The organism is Actinomyces sp. oral taxon 448 str. F0400 (genome assembly GCF_000220835.1).
Lineage (GTDB): Bacteria > Actinomycetota > Actinomycetes > Actinomycetales > Actinomycetaceae > Actinomyces.
In genome coordinates this window covers 1,501,614-1,523,644 of the sequence record NZ_GL985606.1, presented here as the reverse complement: position 1 = coordinate 1,523,644, position 22,031 = coordinate 1,501,614, and the positions used below count along the sequence as shown (strand labels likewise).

Annotated in this window: 18 protein-coding genes; 3 read left to right on the top strand and 15 right to left on the bottom strand. The window is 70.2% G+C overall.

All coding sequences use genetic code 11. The features are described 5' to 3' along the window. Positions 1-33 precede the first annotated feature (33 nt). Entirely contained in the window at positions 34-2,340 is a 2,307-nt protein-coding gene (locus HMPREF9062_RS06495) for a RecQ family ATP-dependent DNA helicase (protein WP_009749284.1), read from the top strand. 22 nt (positions 2,341-2,362) lie between these two features. Here HMPREF9062_RS06495 and HMPREF9062_RS06490 read toward each other — a convergent pair whose 3' ends face one another. Further along, positions 2,363-3,793, bottom strand: a complete 1,431-nt coding sequence (locus HMPREF9062_RS06490; RefSeq protein WP_009749283.1) for a hypothetical protein — start codon at positions 3,791-3,793, stop codon at positions 2,363-2,365. 298 nt (positions 3,794-4,091) lie between these two features. Further along, positions 4,092-5,480, bottom strand: a complete 1,389-nt coding sequence (gene hisD, locus HMPREF9062_RS06485) for a histidinol dehydrogenase (RefSeq protein WP_009749281.1) — start codon at positions 5,478-5,480, stop codon at positions 4,092-4,094. 271 nt (positions 5,481-5,751) lie between these two features. Between hisD and HMPREF9062_RS06480 the strand changes: the two genes are divergently transcribed. Next, entirely contained in the window at positions 5,752-6,870 is a 1,119-nt protein-coding gene (locus HMPREF9062_RS06480; protein WP_009749279.1) for an ADP-ribosylglycohydrolase family protein, read from the top strand. A 102-nt stretch (positions 6,871-6,972) separates the two neighbouring features. On the opposite strand, the gene HMPREF9062_RS06475 is transcribed toward HMPREF9062_RS06480, so the two are convergent. Both HMPREF9062_RS06475 and HMPREF9062_RS06470 read right to left on the bottom strand, forming a co-directional pair. Continuing rightward, a complete protein-coding gene (locus tag HMPREF9062_RS06475) occupies positions 6,973-7,320 on the bottom strand; it encodes a hypothetical protein (RefSeq protein ID WP_034254804.1) in 348 nt (115 codons plus the stop codon). Between the two features lie 43 nt (positions 7,321-7,363). Beyond that, positions 7,364-9,682 (bottom strand): right-handed parallel beta-helix repeat-containing protein, encoded by a 2,319-nt coding sequence (locus HMPREF9062_RS06470; protein ID WP_034253893.1) that lies wholly within the window; start codon positions 9,680-9,682, stop codon positions 7,364-7,366. A 199-nt stretch (positions 9,683-9,881) separates the two neighbouring features. Between HMPREF9062_RS06470 and HMPREF9062_RS06465 the strand changes: the two genes are divergently transcribed. Next, positions 9,882-10,139 (top strand): RNA-binding S4 domain-containing protein, encoded by a 258-nt coding sequence (locus HMPREF9062_RS06465; protein ID WP_009749276.1) that lies wholly within the window; start codon positions 9,882-9,884, stop codon positions 10,137-10,139. A gap of 54 nt (positions 10,140-10,193) precedes the next feature. Here the strand turns inward: HMPREF9062_RS06465 and dnaE are convergent, their stop codons facing one another. The 11 genes from dnaE to HMPREF9062_RS06410 form a co-directional block, all read right to left on the bottom strand. Continuing rightward, positions 10,194-13,796 (bottom strand): DNA polymerase III subunit alpha, encoded by a 3,603-nt coding sequence (gene dnaE, locus HMPREF9062_RS06460; RefSeq protein ID WP_034253890.1) that lies wholly within the window; start codon positions 13,794-13,796, stop codon positions 10,194-10,196. Positions 13,797-13,836: 40 nt separating this feature from the next. Further along, positions 13,837-14,826: a ketopantoate reductase family protein gene (locus HMPREF9062_RS06455; protein ID WP_009749274.1), complete on the bottom strand. Its 990-nt coding sequence runs from the start codon at positions 14,824-14,826 to the stop codon at positions 13,837-13,839. Beyond that, positions 14,823-15,146, bottom strand: coding sequence for a GNAT family N-acetyltransferase (locus tag HMPREF9062_RS06450; RefSeq protein ID WP_034253887.1), 324 nt, complete (start codon positions 15,144-15,146; stop codon positions 14,823-14,825). Before HMPREF9062_RS06450 ends, HMPREF9062_RS06455 begins: the two co-directional genes overlap by 4 nt. Positions 15,147-15,214: 68 nt before the next feature. Next, positions 15,215-16,144, bottom strand: a complete 930-nt coding sequence (locus HMPREF9062_RS06445) for an RluA family pseudouridine synthase (RefSeq protein WP_009749272.1) — start codon at positions 16,142-16,144, stop codon at positions 15,215-15,217. Then, positions 16,141-16,872, bottom strand: coding sequence for a signal peptidase II (gene lspA / locus HMPREF9062_RS06440; protein WP_009749271.1), 732 nt, complete (start codon positions 16,870-16,872; stop codon positions 16,141-16,143). The genes HMPREF9062_RS06445 and lspA overlap by 4 nt, the downstream gene beginning before the upstream one ends. A gap of 145 nt (positions 16,873-17,017) precedes the next feature. Next, positions 17,018-17,638, bottom strand: a complete 621-nt coding sequence (locus tag HMPREF9062_RS06435) for a DivIVA domain-containing protein (RefSeq protein WP_009749270.1) — start codon at positions 17,636-17,638, stop codon at positions 17,018-17,020. 263 nt (positions 17,639-17,901) lie between these two features. Next, positions 17,902-18,192, bottom strand: a complete 291-nt coding sequence (locus HMPREF9062_RS06430; RefSeq protein ID WP_009749269.1) for a YggT family protein — start codon at positions 18,190-18,192, stop codon at positions 17,902-17,904. Positions 18,193-18,205: 13 nt separating this feature from the next. Continuing rightward, on the bottom strand, positions 18,206-18,682 hold the full coding sequence (locus HMPREF9062_RS06425) for a cell division protein SepF (RefSeq protein WP_009749268.1): 477 nt from the start codon (positions 18,680-18,682) through the stop codon (positions 18,206-18,208). A 116-nt stretch (positions 18,683-18,798) separates the two neighbouring features. Beyond that, positions 18,799-19,575 carry a peptidoglycan editing factor PgeF gene (gene pgeF, locus HMPREF9062_RS06420; RefSeq protein WP_009749267.1) on the bottom strand — a complete coding sequence of 259 codons (777 nt, stop codon included), beginning with the start codon at positions 19,573-19,575 and terminating at the stop codon, positions 18,799-18,801. A gap of 25 nt (positions 19,576-19,600) precedes the next feature. Then, positions 19,601-20,896 carry a cell division protein FtsZ gene (ftsZ, locus tag HMPREF9062_RS06415; protein WP_034253881.1) on the bottom strand — a complete coding sequence of 432 codons (1,296 nt, stop codon included), beginning with the start codon at positions 20,894-20,896 and terminating at the stop codon, positions 19,601-19,603. Positions 20,897-21,153: 257 nt separating this feature from the next. After that, positions 21,154-22,031: cell division protein FtsQ/DivIB (locus tag HMPREF9062_RS06410; protein ID WP_009749265.1), on the bottom strand; the 878-nt coding region annotated here is incomplete at its 5' end.

Sequence of the window (22,031 nt, the reverse complement as noted above, 5' to 3'; positions counted from 1 at the left end):
GAGCCCCGCGCCGGTCCGCGCTAGCGTGGAGGCATGACTGCCGGCCCCGATCCCGCGCCTGACACCTCCGCCGCCTCCTCCCCCTCGCCGGTCCGCGAGCGCGCCGAGTCGGTCCTGCGCGTGCTCGTCGGGCGCGCTGACGCGGCGCTGCGCGAGGACCAGTGGCGCGCCATCGAGGCGCTCGTCATCGGTCGCCGCCGAGCGCTGGTGGTCCAACGCACGGGCTGGGGCAAATCGGCCGTCTACTTCGTGGCCACCGTCCTGGTGCGCGAGGGCTGGGCGTCCTGGCGACCCGGCCGGCCGACGCCCGCGCCCGGATCGCGCTCCGGAGTCGGCCCCGGATCAGGTCCAACGGTCATCATCTCCCCGCTGCTGGCCCTCATGCGCGACCAGGTCGCGGCGGCCCGGCGGGCCGGTATCAGCGCCGTCACCATGAACTCGGCCAACGCCGCCCAGTGGCCGGCGATCGAGGAGCAGGTACGCACCGGCGACGTCGACGTGCTGCTCGTGTCCCCCGAGCGCCTCAACAACCCGACCTTCCGCGACGAGATCCTCCCCCGCCTCGCCGCGGGCGCCGGCCTGGTCGTCGTCGACGAGGCCCACTGCATCTCGGACTGGGGCCATGACTTCCGCCCCGACTACCGACGCATCCGCACCTTGCTGGCGGGGCTGCCCCCGCGCACACCCGTCCTGGCCACCACGGCCACGGCCAACGCCCGTGTAACCGCCGACGTCGCCGAGCAGCTCGGCGGCACCGCGCCGGGACTTCGGGGCGCCGAGGTTCTGGTCGTGCGGGGGACCCTGGAGCGCGACTCCCTCCATCTGGGCGTGCGCCGCCTGCCGGACGCCGCCGCGCGCCTGGCGTGGCTGACCGACTACGTGCGGCGCGCACCCGGCAGTGGGATCGTGTACTGTCTGACGGTCTCGGCCGCGCAGGAAATCGCCGAGCGCCTGCGGGAAGCAGGACTGGAGGTGGCCCCCTACACCGGCAGAACCGATGCGGCCGACCGCGAGCAGCTGGAGGAGGACCTCAAGACCAACCGGGTGCGGGCGCTCGTGGCCACTTCGGCCCTTGGCATGGGCTTCGACAAGCCGGATCTGGCCTTCGTCGTTCACATGGGGGCGCCGGACTCGCCGGTCTCCTACTACCAGCAGGTGGGACGCGCCGGCCGCGGAGTCGACCGGGCCGAGGTCGTGCTCCTGCCCGGGGCCGAGGACCGCTCCATCTGGGACTGGTTCGGCTCGCAGGGATTCCCGCCCGAGCCCGAGGTGCGCGCGGTGCTGACCGCCCTCGATGAGGCGACCCGGGAGGGCGGGGGACCGCTGAGCACGAACCTGTTGGAGACCGTCACGAGCCTGCGTCGCACTCGTCTGGAATCGATGCTCAAGGTTCTCGACGTCGACGGGGCGGTCCGGCGCGTGCAAGGCGGCTGGGAATCCACCGGCCGTCCCTGGGCCTACGACGCCGAGCGGTACGCGCGCGTCGAGGCCGCCCGGATCGCCGAGCAGGAGGCGATGGAGCGTTACGAGGCGCTGGAGGCGCCCGAGTGCCGGATGGCCTTCCTGCGTTCGGCCCTGGACGATCCGGTGATGCCCGCGCACTGGCGCTGCGGGAGCTGCGACCTGTGCGGCGGGCTGGTGCTGAAGAGGGCGGCGCGGGCCGACGATGTGGAGGCGGCCCGGGCCTCGCTCGCCCGTGTCGGGGTGGTTCTGACGCCGCGCAGGCAGTGGCCGGCGGGCATGGATCGGCTGGGGCTGCCCGCCTTGCGCGGGCGGATAGCCGCCTCGGAGCGGGCCGGGACGGGCATGGCCGTGGGCCGGATGGACGGCCTGGGCGTGGCCGCCGCCCTGCGCGGACTCATCGAGCAGGACGATGCCGCCGAGGTTCCCCTCGGGTTGCGCCCCTCGGTGCTCCAGGTCGCCGAACGCCTCACAGCTCTCATGGCGGAGGACGGGGACGATACTGGCGGGGACGCGGGATCCGACGACGGGCCCCCGCCTTCGGGGGTGGTCGTCATCGAGTCGCGGCGTCGGCCCCGTCTCGTACGGCAGGTGGGCCGAGCGCTGTCCCGCCACTTGTCCGCCGCACCCCTGGGGGTCGTGGGGGCCGCCGGAGAGCCGGGCCGGCACGACGTGGGCAGTGCCTTCCGTCTGGCGCAGGTGGCCCGCTCCCTGACCCTGGCCGACTGGTCGCACGAGGCCCTGACCGGCCTCCAGGGGGCGAGCGTCGTCCTGGTGGATGACTGGACCGACTCCGGCTGGACGCTGGCCGTCGCCGCCCGCCTCCTGCTGCGCGCCGGCGCGGCCCGCGTGCACCCCTTCGTGCTGGCCCAGCGCTGAGGCGCCCCGCCATCCATCCGCTCTACCGGCCCGCGTCCCGGGCGACGGAGGCGAGCACGCCGCTGACCGGTCCGCCCGGCGCGCCGGGCCGCTCGTCCTGGAGGTAGTACCACCAGAAGGGCGCGCCCCAGGAGCCCTCGCGGCCCAGAGCGGCGCTGGTCAGGTGGCGGGCGGTGGCGGCGCGGGCGGCCGCGGCGTCCTGAGCGGAGCCGAACCACCACGGTCCGGGATCGAGGTCGTCCCCGCCGTAGCCGAGCTCGGTCAGAGCCACTCGCTGGTCCGGAAAGGCCTCCGCGAGGGCGGAGATGACACGATCGGCCCCCGTTCCCAACGGATGCCACTGGGGGTAGACGGACAAACCCAGCACATCCGTCACGGCGAGGAGCTCAGGTGTCAGTCGACGGCGTGCCCAACTGAGCACGGAGGCCTCGGCCGACTCCTGGCCGAGCTGGTAATACAGGGTCACGACGGTGGCGGCTCCCGCCGTCGCCGGATCGGCGCGCACGGCCCGCGCCGCCCGTACGGTCTTATCGACGACGTCATCCCCGAGCCAGGAGCCGCCCAGCTCGTTGCCGACCTCCCAGGCGTCGGCCTCGGGCAGGCCGGCGATCAGGGCGGACACGCGCGCATCCCACTGGTGGGAATCAAGATCGGCCATCGCCCGGGAGTCGCAGACCTGCACCAGGACGAGGGCGTCAACGGTGTGCAGGGCGGCAATGGTACTGCGCCAGGAGTCCAGCTCGTCGGCGTCGTGGGCGTCGTCGACGACGATGCGCGCCGCCATCCGCCGCCGTCCCGCACCGACGCCGGTCGCCTCGATGACCTGATCAGGGTCGGGGGGCTCGGTGAAGGTCACGCCGATGACGGCATCGCCCGGAACCAGAGCCCGGCACGCCTCATCGAGTGCGAGCTGGGCGGTGGCGGCGGCCTCCAGGGCGCGGGTGCCGCGCACGGCGCGCTCGACGGGGTCAACGGCCTCGGCGCACTCCTCCAGGACGGTCGACGTCCTCTCCCGCATCGACTCCACATCCGCGCGCGTCCGACCGGCGGGCAGGGCGGTGAGGCGCGGGGGCTGACGCTCATGCAGAGCGCGGGCGGCGAGCTCGGCCAGGCAATGGCGCCCGGGCCCGGGAATGTCGGCCAGCAGGGCGGAGTATCCGTGGCTCGTGGGCCATGACAGCGTCAACGTCGCCGGACGCCCGTCCGGCAGGTCGACGGCGGCGCTGGCCTCCTCATCCTCGTACAGGGGCGAATGGGTGAGAACCTCGAGGGTGTCGGTCGTCAGAAGCTGGTCGTCCCAGCCGTCCCGCCCCGCACCGTTGGACTGGATCCGGCGCAGCCCCTCCAGGTCGAGCAGGTCGCCGGATCCGTCGACGACATCGAGGCGCGCAGCCCCACCCCCATCGGTCCGGTCGGTCTCCCCGGCCCGGGTGCGTCGGTGCGCGAGTACCACCGCCGCGACCGCCGTCAGCGTCCCGGCCGCCCAGGCCAGGAGACGACGACGAGCAAGTCGATCCCGTCGGCTCGGTCCGTGCTCGCTGCGTGCCCCCACGGCTCCTCCTGATGGTTCCTCCTGTCGGTGCGGGTCGACGGCCGACCGCGGCCGGACCCGCTCGGCTCGGGGCGGTCGCCCGGCACGCGGGTGCGCTCAGGCCCCTGATTCTGGTAGCACCATCCTTCGACGCGTCGATGTCATGGAAATGGCGGAAGAGGGGCGCGCCAGCTCGCGTGGGCGCTGCGTTCATCCGCGTTCACCCACGCCGGTCGACTCCACCGGAGACGGGCCGGACCCGCCGAGCCCGGACGGCCTCCGCATGCGCGGGAAGATCCTCGCAGACCGCCAGCGCCGTCAGCGGACCGGTCATCGACTCCAGGGCGGCGGCAGTGTACTCGATGAGCTGGACGGGTTTGAGGTAGGTCATGACGTTCAGTCCCGCGGCGAAGCGAGCCGTTCCTCCGGTGGGCAGGACATGATTGGAACCGGCGAGATAGTCGCCCAACGGGACGGGACTGCAGGGGCCGACGAAGATCGCGCCCGCATTGCTCACGCGGCGGGCCACGGCGGGGGCGTCGGCCGTGTGGATCTCCAGATGCTCGGGGGCGTAGGCATCGACGACGGCCAGCCCCTGCTCCGCATCACGCACAAGGACGATCCCGGATTGCTCGCCCTTCAAGGCGCGCGCGGCCCGCTCGGCATGTCTGGTGGCGGCAACCCTGCGAACCAGGGCCGTCTCGACGGCGTCGGCGAGGCCGGGGGCGTCGGTGATCAGGACGCTCCCGGCACCGGGGTCGTGCTCGGCCTGGGAAAGCAGGTCGGCGGCGACGTATTCGGCGTCGGCGTCCGCGTCGGCCAAGATGGCAATCTCAGTAGGACCGGCCTCCGCATCAATGCCCACGATGCCACGCACGGCGCGCTTGGCCGCGGCCACATAGATGTTCCCGGGGCCGGTGACGACGTCGACTCCCTCGCACAGCGTGCGGCCGCTGCCGCCCGCGGCCACCGCGTCGGCCCGGTCGATGTCGTCGTCCGCCGCAGCCCCGTAGGCGAGCATGGCGATGGCCTGAGCTCCGCCAACGGCGTAGATCTCCGTGATGCCCAGCAGAGCGCAAGCAGCCAGGATCGTGGGGTGCGGCAGCCCGCCGAAGGCGGCCTGCGGCGGGGAGGCCAGCGCGATCCGCTCGACGCCCGCGACCTGGGCGGCGACCGCGTTCATCACCACCGAGCTGGGGTAGACGGCGAGTCCTCCGGGCACGTACAGGCCCACGCGCCGCACCGGGATCCACCGCTGGATCACCCGCCCTCCGGGGACGATCTCCGTGACCCTCTCGGTGGGCATCTGAGCGGCGTGGCCGGCCCGGTTGTGAGCGATGGACAGCTCCAGACCCTCGCGCACCGCCGGGTCGAGGCCCGCCAGCCCCGCCGCGATCGCCTCAGCGGGCACGCGCAGGTGCTCGGGGCGCACGCGGTCGAAACGCTCGGAGGCGTCGCGCACGGCGGCAGCCCCGCGCACGCGCACATCCTCAATGGTGGGGATGACAGCCTCCAGAGCGGCGGCGGTGTCGAGGCGCGCGCGAGGCAGGGTCTCGGCGAGTTCGCGGGCGGACAGGTCCTGGTCGCGCAGATCGATTCGGGTGAGCATGCGGGCATGCTAGCCGGACCCTGCGCCCGAGGCATCGAGGACGGACGGGCGGACGAACCGGGCGCGCCGCCCATGCGGGGCCGGGCCGCTCGTACACACTTCCGGCATCCCCACGAGGCCGGAAGCGCACGGTGCCGCGAGGGGCTCGGGCGAGCGGAGCGCGCCCGCACCAGTGACGTCGGAGATGCGGATGCTCTCTGAGCACTTTTCGGCGCCCCGCCCGCGCAAGTCGGATCCGCTCGGCCGAATGAGCGCCGGCTAGGGTACCCGTATGAGTACCCGCGAGGTCCCGACACCGCCACCGTCCGCCTCCCAGATCGATCGTGCCGAAGGGGTTCTCCTGACGCAGGCCTGCGGCGACGCTCTCGGGGTGCCATGGGAGCTCGGTCACCGCCCCGCCGATGGCGGTTGCGGATCCCGCCCGGGCGAGGCCCACATGCAGGGCGGCGGCCTGGGTCCCTACTCGCCCGGCGAGTGGAGCGACGACACCCAGATGGCGGTCATCATCGCCCGGGTGGCCGCCACCGGAGCGGATCTAACGAGTCGCCCGGCCCTGGACGCCGTCGCGGACGGCTTCATCGACTGGTACGAATCCGCGGCTTCCGACATCGGCGCCCAGACGCGCGCGGTCCTGGGAGCCGTCGCCCATCACCGCGGCGAGCCGGATGTGTCCGCCAGGATGCGGCGGGCGGCGTGCGACTACCACAAGACCTCAGGTGGGCGCAGCGCCGGCAACGGAGCGCTCATGCGCAACGGCGTCATCGGCCTGACTCGGTTGCGCGATCCGCGCGCCACCGCCTTAGCGGCGCGCGCCGTGGCGGCTCTGACCCACGCCGACCCCCTGGCGGCGGATTCCTGCGTGATCCAGGCGGAGATGATCCGCGCCAACGTCGCCGGCCCCGCCTGGCAGGGGCTCCCACTCAACGGGGCCAACCCGTTGGCCGCTCTCGCCCTCGTGCCCGAGGAGCGGCGCGCCTACTGGCACGACCTGTTCGACGGGGGCGTCTACGACCCCATGAATTGGGACTGGCCCGGCCTGCCCGCTACCGACGGTTTCACCGTCGATGCGCTGGGCAAGGCCTACCTGTCATTCATCTCCGCCAACCGGGCGGCCGCGTCCATGCCGGCGACATTCCACGAGAACCGGGCCGAGGCGGGCAGCACGTGGTTGCGGCTCATCTTGACGCGAGCCGTGCACTCCAGCGACGACTCGGACACGGTGGCGGCGATCGCCGGTGCCGTGGCGGGCAGCTACCTAGGAGCCTGCGCGGTTCCATCCGAGTGGGCCGACAAGGTTCACGGCCTGCCCACCGGTGAGGACGGTGAGCCGCTGCACGCCGCCGACCTGAGAGAACTGGGCCGGGCGACGGCACTGGCCGGCCTGACCTAATGTCCGGCCCTACTTGCTCCCCCGGCATTCGGCCAGAGCCCATCGCCGCCTCGGCACCGCATGGCATCGCATCGGACGCCCGCGGCCCGTCGCCCCGGAACCTCATTCGGGAATGGACCACATGTCCCAGCAGGCCAGCCGTGCCGTCCGAGCCCATGTGTCATCGGCCGTGCCCACCTCGCCCGTAGTCGCGCTGACGACGAGGGAGGCCAACTCCGGCTCGTTCCGCATTCGGCAGTCGTGACCGAGCATGTGCAGCAACGGCCCCATGTGACGGGGCAAGACGAGAGCGTCGATGGCCTCACTCAATTCGCTGTAGGTGATGACTTCACGGTGGGTCGCGACGTCAAGCAGGACCGTCCGGGCGCGCGCAACGGCGTCGGCGAGCCGGGGGGTGAGGGTGAACATCCGATCCCCCACCGGATAACGCTCGCCGACGTCGAGCGCCATGTCCTCCCGGCTCCCCGCCTGCGCCGTCACGCGCGCCCCGGTCTCACAGCAGTCGGGTCCGAACGGCGTAAGCGACAGCACCCAGGAGCGTGAGGGTGCCCAGGCCGACTGCACCGTACCCGATGATTCTCTCCGGACCCGACGTCGTCTGCCCCCCGGTTCCGGACTGGCCCTCGGCGATCCGTCCGCCCGGAGCCGCGGCCCCGGTTCCATCCACCGACGAGCCGCCGGTGAGCACGCCTCGCGTCGACTCCTCGCCGGCCTGCGTCGCAGCCGAGCCGTCCGGTGTCGTCGTGGCGTCGTCACCGCTCGCAGGGGCGGCCTGTCCGGAGGCGTCGTCAGTGGCGGCGTGCTGGTCCTGGCCATCGGCACCGGTGGGAGTCTGGCCGCCGTCCTCCCAGGCGGCATTAACCAGCGCCCCGCGGTCGACGACCATGCTTTCGCTGATCCCGAGCGCGTCGGCGACGTCCTGCGTCAGCTGAGTGCCCGAGTCGGCGGCGGGCCCATCGGGCGCCACGTGCAGGTCGGAGGTCTTCCAGGCCGTGGGGTCGGAGGATTCGCTCACGAGAACGGGATTGGCGTCTCGCTCACCCTGCAGATCGAGACCATGGGCCTCTCTTCCCTCCACAGTCACATCGGGGCTGTTGGAGAAGTCGGCCAGGGACTCCGCATTGAGACTCTGAGTCTTGCGGTCCTCGCCATACTGCCACAGGATGGTGGTCGAGGGCTGACTCGTGGGCTGACGGTAGTAGACGTTGTAGTCGATGCCCGAGATCATGTCGTTGGCGTACACGGCGCCCGAGCCATCGGCATTCTTATCGCCGGTGACCTGCACCATGGCGGAGTAGCGCCACACGTCGCCGTCGGTCGCCGTCTGCTCGGAGGACATGATGTTGTTGTAAATGCCCGTGCCCACGGTGTCCCACGTCAGTCCGTGTTCCATGGACCAGCGCTCGGGCAGAGTGCACGAGCCGTCATCGCCGCGCGCATTGCAGCCGTCCGAGCGCGTGTCCTCATAAACCGAGATGCTCGTCAGCGCGTGGCTGATGGTGTTGTTCCACACCTGGTTGTTCTCCGAGCCGGCGACCTGGATGCCGATGCCGGCACCCTCGATCACGTTGGAGGCGATGATGTCGCCGCGCGAGACCTCGGTAAAGATCGCCATGGGCACATTGACGAAGTGGGAGGCCACGATCTGGGAGTCGATGACCCCCTCATCGAACCAGATGCCGGCCAGCCTGTTGCTCTCCCACGAGGAGGCGTCGGAATGGTCGGTGTCCGACTGGGAGTAATCGACGGTGTTGTAGGCGTAGCGCACCTTCTCCGCGTGCGTCACCTTCATGTCCGCCAGGGTGCAGTAGCCCCCGCAGCCCGTGGTGATGAAGCCCGCACTGTTATTGCCGGACCAGGTGTTGTTCTCCACGTCGATATTGGAGCCCTGGTTGATACCCATCCCGACACCGGCGTTGTCGGTGATGGTGTTGTTCGACACCGTCGCGTCGCGCGCACTGGTGAGGCCCAGCGCCGTGCCCCCGCCGGAGTACTTGAAGGTGTTACCGCTCACCTTCAGCCCCGCGCCGGAGGCGAAAACCATGACGCCGCCGGTGTCGCCGCCGATATCGGGATCTTCATAACTCCACTCCTGGACGGGGGAGTACTTCTCCACGTCCAGGCCCTCCAAAGTGCTGTGGTCCCCCAGCAGCGTCAGCGCCCGGGAGTGCTGAGAGACCTCGACCGTGTGCTGGCTGGGATCGACGCCGATGACGTAGCTGGCGCCGCGATGCTCCGCGGTGTTGAAGCCGGCCCGGTTGTTCCCGGGCTGCTTGAGGGTGACCGGGTGATCATCGTCGACGTAGAAGGTCGACTCGGTGACCTCCTCGCGCGAGGCGACCTGGGTCAGCGGCTCGCCGTCGACGAAGACCTGCTCGGGGTGGGCCGCCATGCCCTCGGCGGAGGGGTCGGGGTTGGTCGTGCACACCGTGCAGAACCGGACCATGTCCGCCGGCGTCGACCAGGTGCCGTCGGAGGCTGTCCAGGAGGCGGGGACCTCCGCGCCCGACAGGACCGGCGCCGCACCCTCCGCGGCGCGGATGGTCACGCTCTTGTCGGCCTTGATCTCGCCCTCCCGGTAGGTTCCGTCACCCACTTCGATGGTGGATCCGTCCGGAGCCGCCTCGACGGCCTCCGAAATGGTGGCGTACGGGCTGTCGGCTGAACCGTCGCCACCCGGGGAGGCCGAGGCGGACACGTGGATGACGTCGTCGTTGGCAGCCCGAGCCGGTGCGACCTGGGTCGTCAGAACCGTCAGCGGGAGCGCGACGAGAGCAAGTATGGAAGTGGCGATAGCAGTGATGCGACGCACACTGAATCTCCTCCTTGAGGCTGTAAGGGATGTCGTCACCATACCGTTATCAGCGCGCCAGCGCGACCAGGTGTGCTCGACCGTGCACTTGACGGCGTGCTCGACAGCGCGTTCACGTGCGTGTTCACCCGCCCCGCCCGCAGCGCGTGCCGCGGGCGGGGCGGGCGGTGTCCGCCCGGCGACCTGCGAGAATGGGGGCATGGTGTCCCGAAGGTCCGCCCCGCCCGCGCCGCCCGTGCCCGTGCGCGGCCGAATCAAGCTCGGACAGTTCCTCAAGCTGGCCGGCCTCGTCGAGGACGGCGGTCAGGCCCGTGTAGCGGTCCAATGCGGCGACGTGAGAGTCAACGGCCGGGTCGACACCCGCCGAGGGCGTATGCTCGCCGACGGCGACGTCGTCACGGTGGATCTGCCGATCGGTGCCGCGGGCGCCACCGTCGAACACGTCGGACGGGACTGACCGGGCCCGCCCCAGGCGCCGCGGCCGCGCCTCAGCACCGTCCTCCCAACGCCTTCAGCGCCGCAGGCAGCCGGGGCCGAGCAGCGCCTTGATATCGGAGTAGAAGGCCGCACTGGCCTCTACCCGCAGGGAGGAGTCCAACTGCGTGCGCACCTGCCTGCCCGGACTGGTCAGGGTCAGGCGCACCGTCGACATCCCTGGATGGTTCTCGAGGACCGCCTTGAACCGCTCGACCAGCGGAGCGGTGCAGCGGTTCGTCGGCAGCGAGATGATGACCGCCTCGTGGGTCGCGCTGGAGACGTCCGGGATGGTCATCTCCTGAACGTACAGGGCCACCTGACCGTCGCGACGGTTGAGCCGTCCGCGTACGGTCACCACCGTGTCCGGCGAGAGCATCGTCGAGACGGTCTGATAGGTCGAGGGGAAGAAGAGCGCCTCGATACTCCCGCCCAGGTCCTCGATCTGGGCGATGGCCCACAGATTGCCCTGCTTGGTCGTCTTGCGCGTCAGAGCCGTGACGAGTCCGGCGATCGTCACCGTGGCGCCGTCGGGACGCTCGTCGTCCTCGACCAGGTCGGCGATCTGGGTGTCGGCGAGTTTGCCCAGGATCCCCTCCAGACCCAGCAGCGGGTGATCGGAGACGTACAACCCGAGCATGTCGCGCTCATAGGCGAGTTTGTCCTTCTTATCCCACTCGGGCAGGTCAGGAACCTCGGAGGAGAAGACCGGGCCGGACCCGAAGGGGTCGTCGCCCCCCCCTGCACCGGAGCCATCGCCCATCATGGAGGCGAACAGGTCGAACTGACCTGCGGCCTCATTGCGCTTGACGCCGATGATCTCATCAACGAGGTCCTCGTGGCAGGCCTGCAGAGCCCGCCGGGTGCGGCCCAGGGTGTCGAAGGCGCCGGCCTTGATGAGGGAGTCGATGGTGCGCTTGTTGCACACCACGGCGGGGACCTTGTCGAGGAAGTCCTCGAAACTGGTGAACTCGCCCTTGTTCTCGCGGGCTGTCACGATGGCGTCGACGACATTGAGGCCGACGTTGCGGACGGCGGCCAGTCCGAAGCGGATATCCTCCCCGTCGGCGGAGAACTGGGCGCGCGAGGCGTTGACATCGGGGGGCAGAACCGTGATGCCCATATGGCGGCACTCGCCGAGGTAGATGGCCAGCTTGTCCTTATTGTCCTTCTGACTGGTCAGCAGCGCCGCCATGTACTCGGTCGGGTAGTGCGTCTTGAGGTAGGCGGTCCAGTAGGACACGACGCCGTAGGCCGCCGAGTGGGCCTTGTTGAACGCGTACTTGGCGAAGGGGACGACGACGTCCCACAGGGTCTTCACCGACTCCTTGGAGAAGCCCCCCTCCACCATGCCGGCCTCGAAGTCGACGAACATCTTGGCCAGGATGTCCATCTTCTTCTTACCCATGGCCTTGCGAAGGGCATCGGCCTTGCCCATCGAGAAACCCGCCAGGTCGGTGGCGATCCTCATCACCTGCTCCTGGTAGACGATGAGGCCGTAGGTGTCGCCGAGGATCGGCTCGAGGGCCTCCTTGAGCTCGGGGTGGATCGGAACGATCTCCTGAAGCCCGTTCTTGCGCAGAGCGTAGTTCGTGTGGGACTCCGCACCCATGGGGCCGGGCCGGTACAGGGCGCCGACGGCGGAGATGTCCTCGAAGTTGTCGGGCTTCATCAGACGCAGCAGGGTGCGCATGCCGCCGCCGTCGAGCTGGAAGACACCGAGAGTCTCACCGCGTGAGAGCAGCTCGTAGGTGGCGGGGTCGTTGAGCTCGATGTGGTCGATGTCGAGCGGTTCCTTGCCATTGGCGACGATCCCCTCCAGGGCATCGGAGATGACCGTCAGATTGCGCAGGCCCAGGAAATCCATCTTGAGCAGGCCCAGGTGCTCGCAGGTGGGGTAGTCGAACTGCGTGATGTAGGCGCCGTCCTGAAGGCGCTGCATCATGGGGATGATGTCGGTCAGAGCCGCACTGGACATGATGACGGCGCAGGCGTGCACGCCCCACTGGCGCGTCATGCCCTCTAAGCCCTTGGCGAGCTCGACGATCTTCTGGGCGTCGGGGTCCTCGCCGTGCAGCTCGCGGAACTGCTGGGCCTCGCCGTAGCGCTCGTCGTTCGGATCGAACATCCCCTTGATGGAGATGTCCTTGCCCATGATGGTCGGCGGCATCGCCTTGGTCAGGCGATCGCCCACCGCGTAGGGGTAGCCCATGACGCGGCTGGAATCCTTCAGGGACTGCTTGGCCTTGATGACGCCGTAGGTGACGACCTGGCTGATCTTGTCCGAACCGTACCTGCTTTTGACGTACTCGATGACCTCATCGCGCCGCCGCTCATCGAAGTCGACGTCGATGTCGGGCATGGAGATGCGCTCGGGGTTGAGGAAGCGCTCGAAGATGAGACCGTGCTTGAGGGGGTTGAGCTCGGTGATGCCCATGGCGTAGGCGACCATGCTCCCCGCTCCGGAGCCACGTCCCGGGCCCACGCGAATGCCATGGCTCTTGGCCCAGTTGATGTAGTCGGCCACGACCAGGAAGTACCCGGGGAAGCCCATCTGAACGATGACGCCGATCTCGTACTCGGCCTGCTTGCGGCACTCGGCGGGGATGTCGCCGTGGAAACGGCGGTCCATGCCCCTCCAGCACTCGCCGATAAACCAAGATTCCATGGTCTCGCCCTCGGGCACGGGGAAGGCCGGCATGAAGGAGGCGCCCTCATCGACGGTGGCGAAATGAACATCGCACTGCTCGGCCACGAGCAGGGTGTTGTCGCAGGCGCCCGGCATCTCCTGGAAGAGCTCGCGCATCTCGCGGCCGGGCCGCAAGTAGTAGGTGTCCCCGTCGAACTTGAAGCGGTCGGGATCAGTGAGCACGGAACCGGAGTTGATGCACAGCATCGCGTCCTGAATGGTGCGGTCCCCGGGGCGCACGTAGTGGGAGTCGTTGGTGGCCAGCAGCGGAGCGCCGATCTTCTCGGCCAGGCGCAGCAGGTCCTTGGTGACGCGCCGCTCGATCTCCAGGCCGTGGTCCATGAGCTCGACGTAGAAGAAGTCCTTACCGAAGATGTCCTGGAGCTCGCCGGCGGCGCGCAGGGCCTGGTCCCACTGACCCAGACGCAGCCTGGTCTGGACCTCGGACGAGGGGCAGCCGGTGGAGCCGATAAGACCGGCGGAGTAGCGCGACAGCAGCTCGCGGTCGATGCGGGGGGCCTTGCCCATCTGCCCCTCCAGGGAGGCGTAGGAGTCCATCCGCATGAGGTTGTGCAGGCCTTCGTTGGTGCGCGACAGGAGGGTCATATGGGTGTAAGACCCGCGCGCCGAGACATCGTCGGACCGCTGCGACTCCTCCCCCCAGAAGACGCGGGTCCGATCGAAGCGGGAGGTACCCGGGGTCATATAGGCCTCCACGCCGATGACCGGCTTGATTCCGGCTCTGGTGGCCGCCTCGTAGAACTCGTAGGCGCCGAACATGTAACCGTGGTCGGTGATGGCCAGGGCCGGCTGGCCCAGGCGCTTGGCCTCGGCGACGTAGTCCTTGATCTTCCCCGCCCCGTCGAGCATGGAGTAATCGGTGTGGACGTGAAGATGGACGAAGTCGTCCGCGGGCGTGTTCGGAGTGTCCTCGTTGCTCGTCTGCGCCATGGGCCCCATCCTAGGGCCGGTCAGGGGTGCGGACGCGACCTCACGGGCGGGTCGTCGCCGTTCCCGCCCGCGCCCTGGCGGCGGCCTCGCGCGGGCCCAGGACGGCGGCGACGAGGTCGAGCACCGGGGTCGGCACGTCCGCCCCGTCCCCGGCTCGCACGACGGCGCCCACCTGTGCATCCAGCTCGCTGGGCGCCCCCGCCGCCAGGTCGCGCTGCATGGAGGCGGTCGCGTCGGGCGGCTGGGCGTCGGCCATGGCCAGCACGGCGGCGACAGGATCGGGCGCCTTCGGGGTCGCGAGCCGGTGCCCCAAGGCCTGCCCAACCGAGACCACCTCCTCCACCGCCGCCGTGTAGGCATCGCGCAGCTGAGTGCGCAGCCGGCCCACGGGAGCGTCGGTGAGCGCGCCGAGTCCTCCCTGAGGAACGACGAAGGCGGCTTTGCGCCACAGTTCGGCCCAGATCGAGTCGGGGACCCACCCGCGGATGCCGGCGGCGTTCAGGGCGTCGACGAGTGCGCGCACCCGGACCGAGCCGGTGCCGCCCCACTCGCCCACCGCCAGGGAACCGGAGGTCCCCAGGACGGCGATCGTGCCGCGGCGCACCACGGAGGCGTAGACTCGTGCAACCCCGGGAAGCACGTGCTCGGCCCCCACGGCATCGGCCAGAAGCCCAGGGGCCGTCAGCCCGTTCTGGGTGGAGACGACGCCGGTGCTCGCGCCGGTGAGAGCCCGCAGCGGGTCGGCCAGAGCGGCGACGGCGTCGACCTTGGTCGCCACCAGGACGATGTCGGGCGTCCCGCCCAACACGTCCAGGAGCCGGGCCGGATCCGCATCGACCACGGGCGCCTCGATGCGGGAGGCGACTTTCCCCGGGGGCCCGCCGGTGCGCTCGAGCAGGGTCAGGCCGCCGGCACGCAGCGCCTCCAGAGTGGCCCCGTGGACCAGGAAGGCGACTCGCTGTCCGCCGGCCGCCAGCCGGGCTCCGAGCCAACCGCCGATCCCCCCAGCGCCGACGATAACGATCTTCATCGCGGGTCTCCCTCGGCGGCGGGCGCCACGAGGACGCGCGACATGCGCCGATGCCAGATGCCGACATCCAGGCAGCGCTCGCCCGGCACCGTGCGATAGCCGCAGCGCTCGTAGAACCCCTTGGCCCGCTCCTGGGCGGACAGGACCACGGCGAGCCCGGACGACGCGGGCATCGTGTCCGCCGCGGCGCGGTCGGCCCTGTCCCCGCGAACGGTCGAGAAGGCGACCGGCTCGACGACCGTATCTACCGGCACGACGGTCAGGGCGGAGAAGCCCGGGCGGGGGACGGACGGCCGTCTTATCGATTCATTCGGACTCATGCTGATTCGTGGCCTCCTCGGAAGCGGTCCGGGCGGGCACCGGCGTCGGTTCTCCTGCCCCCACCGTCTCACGCCCAGGGGACGCGGCGCAGGACGTCCAGGGCGTGCACGAGGTCGTCGGGGTAGGGAGATCGGAAGGTCATCCTCTCCCCGGTGATCGGGTGGGCCAGAGCGAGCTCGCGGGCGTGCAGCCACTGACGCGCCAGCCCCGTACGCCCGCTCAGGCGGGGATCCGCGCCGTAGGCGGCGTCGCCCACGCAGGGGTGACCGACCGCCGCCATGTGCACCCGGATCTGGTGGGTCCGCCCGGTCTGGGGGCGCACCTGCGCCAGGCAGGCCGCGGGCATCAGTTCGACGACGTCGTAGTGGGTGACCGACTCGCGACCGCCGTCGACGATCGCCATCCGCCACTGGCGGCCCGGATGACGCCCGATGGGCGCGTCGATGGTTCCCGAGGAGGGGTCGAGGTGCCCCTGAACGAGCGCATGGTAGACCTTGTCGACGTCGTGCTCGCGGAAGGCGCGTTTAAGAACCGAGTAGGCCTGTTCCCCCTTGGCCACGATCATGACGCCGGAGGTGCCCACATCCAGACGGGAGACGATGCCCTGGCGCTCGGCGGCCCCGGAGGTCGCCACCCGCACCCGCATCGCCTTGAGGGCCCCCAGCACGTCGGGGCCGTCCCACCCCATCGAGGGGTGGGCGGCCACTCCCGCGGGCTTGTCGACGACGACGATGTCCTCGTCCTCGTAGAGCAGGCCCAGGCCCTCGACCGGGGTCGCCGCGGGTTCGGGGGCCCGGGGCGCGGGCAGATCCGCTTCGACCATGGCGCCCGCCCCCACCCTCTCGGACTTGCCGACCCGGGCGCCATCCAGACGCACCGATCCGAGCGCGCACAACTCGCCGACCCTGGAACGCGACAGTCCCGTCATCCTGGAGAGGGCCACGTCGATCCTCTCGCCGGCCAGCCCGTCGGGCACCGGCAGCATCCGCAGGCTCATGGCCGCGCGACCCCCGCGTCCCGATGGCCCTCGCCTCGCACCGGGTCATCGACGGCCGGGGGGTCGCCCTCAGACTCGTGGACCGCCCTGAGAACCGGCATCCGCTCCACGGGTTGCCTCAACGATTCCGCGGGCTCGACCGGTCCAGGGGCGGTGCCGGCGGCATCGCCCCCACCGCCGGCGCCGGACTCGCGCCCCGACGAAGCCGTATCGGGGCGCCCATCCTCATGGCGGTCGCCCGTCCGCCGACCGTCGAGCTCGACGCCGACCAGGGACAGGGCCATGATCGCCAGAGCCGCGCCGACGATGGCGACATCAGCGATGTTACCGACGAAGAAGCCCCCGTAGTCGATGAAATCGACGACATACCCGCGGAAGACTCCCGGATTGCGCATGAGCCTGTCGATGAGGTTGCCGACCGACCCTCCCAGGACGAGGCCGAGGGTGGTGGCCCACCACATGGATCCCAGCCGTCGGGAGACCCGGAGCACGACGACGGTGACGACTACGGCCACTGCGGTGAACACCCAGGTCCATCCCGTGGCGAAGGAAAAGGCCGCTCCCGGGTTGCGGACGAGCACGAAGCCCAGCCAGTGCCCGAGCAGACTGATGCGGCGGGAGTCGGCCAGAGCGCCCATCGCCCAGGCCTTCGTCAGCTGATCGACGACGACAACGATGAGTGCGAGCGACCACAGGACGGCGACGTACCGACCGGAGGTCTTGCTCATAGGTCCGTTACTCGGCGAGCTGCACGGATAATACGAGTGGGGACGGCGGCCCTTCCCGGGCTACTGGGACCACAACCCCTGATCACTGACGGACGCGTCGGCGGATGCGTGGCGCAGCGCATCCGACACGGTTGGTTCGGCCGACTCACAGGCTCACGACATCCGACTCCTCGCCGTCCTCGACGTTGGTCAGGAGCCCCTGCAGGTAACTCTTGAGACGGGTGCGGTAGTCGGACTCGAACCGGCGCAGCTCGTCGATCTTGTGCTCGAGGCCGGAGCGCTCCTTCTCCAGCTGCGCCAGGGTGCGGTTGCGCTGGTCCTCGGCCTCACGGACGATCTGCTCACCGGTGGCGCGGGCCTCGCCGATGATGCGCTCGCCCTCGGCACGGCCGTTGGCGACGTGCTCGTCATGCAGGCGCTGAGCCAGCTCGAGCATGCCGGACGCGGCTGCGGGCTCCTCGCCGTTGGCGCCCGGGAACATGGGCGCGGCGGCGACCGGAGCCGCCGGCACCGGTGCCTCGCGAACGGCCGGCTCGACGATGCTCGTCTCCGTCACGGAGCGCGACGCACCGTCGCCGAGCTCGGCGACGCGCTTGTTGGCCGCGTCGAGCTTGGCCTTGAGATCGGCGTTTTCGGCCTCCAGCTGTCGCATGGCCTCAACGACCTCGTCGAGGAACTCGTCGACCTCGTCCTGCTCGTAGCCCTCGCGGAACTTGGTCGCCTGGAACTTCTTGTTGAGGACGTCGTCTGCCGTCAGCAGCGTCATGGTCGTCACCTCGGTGTCGTTACGGAAGATGCCACGGTCACCGGATCAACCGGTCACTCATGCGGCTAGAGTACCTGAACTCGTGGTTGAGGCCAGTTTGGTTGTACTGGCTCATGTCACGGTGTGATATCGAAAGTCCAGGCAAAGCGCCCGAATCATGCGGTTCGCAACCCTATGATCCGCTGTCGGAAAAGCCGGACGAGGAGCGTGTCACGGCTGGTCCGAAGAGGGCGCTCCGGCGTCTGCGCCGAGGCGACGGCAGATCAGTGCAGGAGCGCCAGCACGCCCTGAAGGAGCATGATGCCGAAGACCAGGACGAGGAAACTCAGGTCCAGGCCCACGCCTCCTAGCCGTAGCACCGGCACCACCCGGCGCAACCATCGCAGCGGCGGGTCCGTCATCCCGTAGACCAGATTCGCCAGCACCAGCAGGACACCGGTCGGGCGCCAGCTGCGGGCGAACACCTGCACCCAGTCGATCACGATGCGCACGAGCAGGACCAGGATGTAGAGGCTGAGCAGGCTCGAGACGATCGAGGCGGAGGCGGCGATCACCGGCGAGGACCTCTCAGCTCTGGTTGAAGAAGCGGCCGTGGGCGTCGGCGGCGACAGCGCCGCCATCGATGTCGACCGAGACCGGCGTCAGCAGGAAGACGCGCGGGGTGACCCGCTCGATGGCGCCGTGAAGACCGAAGACCAGGCCCGCCGAGAAGTCGACCATGCGGCGGGCGTCGGATTCGCTCATGTTGGTCAAGTTGACGATCACCGGCACGCCGTCGCGGAAGGACTCGCCAATGATCCGTGCCTCGTTGTACGTGGAGGGGTGGACGGTGACGATGCGTCGCAGATCGGGGGCCGCCGCCGGCTCGGAGGCGTCTGTCTCTTCGACGAAGCCGTGGTCATAAGGCTCCTCGTAGGCCTCCTCGACGGGCGCGTACTCCTCCTCCTCGTAGCCCGCCTCCGCCTGGTGGTAGTCGCCCTCGTAGGCGTCCTCCGCGGGCTCGGAGTACCCGAGAAAGTTCGTCATCTTGCGCAGCGCGCTCATGGTTGCTCCTTCTCCGTCCGGTCCCTGAGCGATCCGGACATGCTGACGGTATCGGCGTTTCGGAGAGGGGCCGCTGATTCGTCGCGGCGTGTCCCGGCGCTCCAAAGCCGGGCGGGTCACGCTTCGATGACGCTGCGGGCGGGCCCGGCCAGGACGAGACCCGCGATACGCCCGGTGGTGCCATCGCGCCGATAGGAGTAGAAGCGACGGTCCTCCAGCGTGCACCACGGTGAGCGGGCGATATGAACGACGCCCGCCCGTCTCAGCTGAGCGCGCACCCCGGCGGCGACGTCGAGTCCGGGCGTGCCCCGCCGCGTCGTCACGGCGCTCTCGGGCTCCACGTCCGCGGCAGCGGCGCGCATCTCCTCGGGCACCTCGTAGCAGGCGCCGCACACCGACGGACCGATCGCGGCCCACACATCGGCGGCCCGCGCTCCGCGGGCAGCGAACGCGTCCAGCGTCCGGAGCACGACGCCGTCGAGCATGCCGCGTCTGCCGGCGTGGACAGCGGCCATGAGGGCGCCATCGCCGGTGGCAAGCAGGAGCGGAACGCAATCGGCGACCAGGACCCCTGCGGCGCACGGAGCACGCGGATCATCACGGCGGAGCACAAGGGCGTCGGCTGTGGGCGTCTCGCCACGCCGCGCTGGCGCCACAACGGCGGAATGAACCTGGTTCATCCAGGCGACGCCGTGATCGGGCAGCCCCAGCGCCACGGTCAGAAGACGGCGGTTGCGCGCCACCCGCTCGGGGTCGTCACCGACATGAGCGGCGAGGTTGAGCCCGGCGTAGGGGTCGGACCGCGTAACGCTCGCGGCCCGCGCACCGCGGGTGGTGAAGCAGCCGCGGACGCGGGGGCCCACAGGAACCTCCAGGAGGTCGATGGAGACCACGACCGGCTCCCCTGTTCTCCAGCGATCAGCGCAGGAAGTCGGGCAGGTCGATCTCGTCGTCCTCAGCGTCCACGCCGATGACGCGCGGGACCTCGAAGTCGGGGCCAGCCTCCGGCACGGAGTCGTCGACGTAGGCGGGCACATCATCGGTCGTCGGGGGCAGCGGGGCGGGCGCCGGCATGGGGGCGGCCGGAACCGCGGGGCGCACCACGGGCCGCACCACGGGCTTCTCGGCGGCATGAGCCCCGCCCGCCCGTGAGACGAAGACGGGAGCAGGGCTGGGCGAGGCGGCGGTGGCTGGCGTCGGCGGAGTAACCGAGGCCGCGGCCTTGGCCAGGTTCGAAACCGTCTCGGCACGACCGCCGCCGGGAACGGGCTCCTCATCGAAACCGGCGGCGATGACGGTCACGCGCACCTCATCGCCCAGGGCACCGTCGACGACGTTGCCGAAGATGATGTTGGCCTCGGGGTGGACCGCCTCGCGCACGAGATTGGCGGCCTCGGAGATCTCGAACAGACCGAGGTCGGACCCGCCCTGGAAGAAGAGCAGAACGCCATGGGCGCCCTCGATGGAGGACTCCAGCAGCGGGGAGGCGATGGCCTGCTCGGTGGCGGACAGGGCGCGCCCCTCCCCCGTGGCCGAGCCGATGCCCATCAGAGCGCTGCCCGCGTCCTGCATGACGGACTTGACGTCATTGAAGTCGACGTTGATCAGTCCCGGGGTGGTGATGAGCTCGGTGATGCCCTGGACGCCCTGGAGGAGGACTTGATCGGCCTGGCGGAAGGCGTCGACGACACTGATATTCCGGTCGGCGATCTGGAGGAGGCGATCATTGGGGATGACGATGAGGGTGTCGACCTCGGCACGCAGATTGGTGACACCGTCCTCGGCCTGGGCCGCGCGGCGACGACCCTCGAAGATGAAGGGGCGAGTGACCACGCCGATGGTCAGAGCCCCCAGGTCGCGGGCGACCCTGGCGACGACGGGTGCGGCGCCGGTCCCGGTACCGCCCCCCTCGCCGGCGGTCACGAAGACCATATCGGCGCCCTCGAGAGCCTCGCGGATGTCGTCCTCATGGTCTTCAGCGGCCTTGCGGCCGATGGAGGGATCGGCCCCCGCGCCCAGCCCACGGGTCAGATCCCGACCGATGTCGAGCTTGGTGTCGGCATCGGACATGAGCAGGGCCTGGGCATCGGTGTTGACGGCGATGAACTCGACACCGCGCAGTCCGGCCTCGATCATGCGGTTGACGGCGTTGACGCCGCCGCCACCGACGCCCACCACCTTGATGACTGCCTGGTAGTGCTGGGATTCCGCCACTGTCTGCCTCCGCGAGTTCGTGCCGAGCCCCGTGGGACTCACCTCAACCCTCAACCTCAAGTTAAGGTTTATGCTTATGTCATTCCGAGGATGACGAGGACAACGCTATGGGGGGCCCGGGCACCGCCGTCGCATTTGGGCCCGGCGTGTTCCTGCGCAGGCACAGTACCCCGAACGACGCCCTTCGCCGGGTCCGACGCGCCTGCTCGCCATCGCCTCACGACCCGTTCGCGACGTCCTGCGGACCCCCATGATCCTCATGACGTCGTCGGGCTACGCGGGCTGGAGACGTCGTAGGTCGAGGCCGTCTGCCCCAGCAGCACAGCGAGAACCTCCGCCTTGAGCGCGGGATCGGTCCGGTCGCCCCAGACGACGCGCGACCCCGAGGTCAGCACGAGCGAGACCTGGCCGGTCGCCGTCGCGCTGCCCGAGGCCACCTGCGCGCGGGTCGTCTCATCCAGGCTCCCCACGGCCTCGGCGACGGCGCCGACCTGCTCCTGCGTCAGCGCCGCTCCGTCATCAGAGGTAATCTCGGCCAGTCCCGGCTCAGGCCCGTCGGCGGTCTCCAGGACTACGGCCTCGCCGTCGAGCACTTCGTAGCCGGTATCGGTGCGGTGCTGCGCCACCGGCACCCGCATGGTCAGCGCGACGGTCAGCCCGTGGGGCCACGAGCGGGTGACGGCGGCCGATTTCACCCGGGGCAGGTCGTCCGCCACCTCATCACCCAGCGCGGCCACGTCCAGACGCACCAGAGAGGTGCCCTCATGCTCGGCCGCAACGTCCCGCACGGCGGCGGCGTCCGGGTCGGAATCGGAGCCGACCACGGCGACGTCGCGGGTGCGCAGGGCGAGCAGGGGCGAGAACGCGACGACCCACACCAGCAGCGCCACACCGATACCGACGGACAGCAGGCCCGTCGCACGACGCAGGAGCAGGGATCGGTTGGCACGACGCCGCTCGGCAAGCCGATCGGTCAGTCCGGTGGAGACCACCTGATCGCGCCGATCAGTACGCACCGGTTCGGAGGAGCGCCTGCCGAAGACGGCGAGTCCGCCCTCGCCCCGCTCCCCCGTCGCGGGTCGGGGCACGAGTTCCCGGCCGGCGCGCGCGCTGCCGACCCGGGAACCGCGGCGAG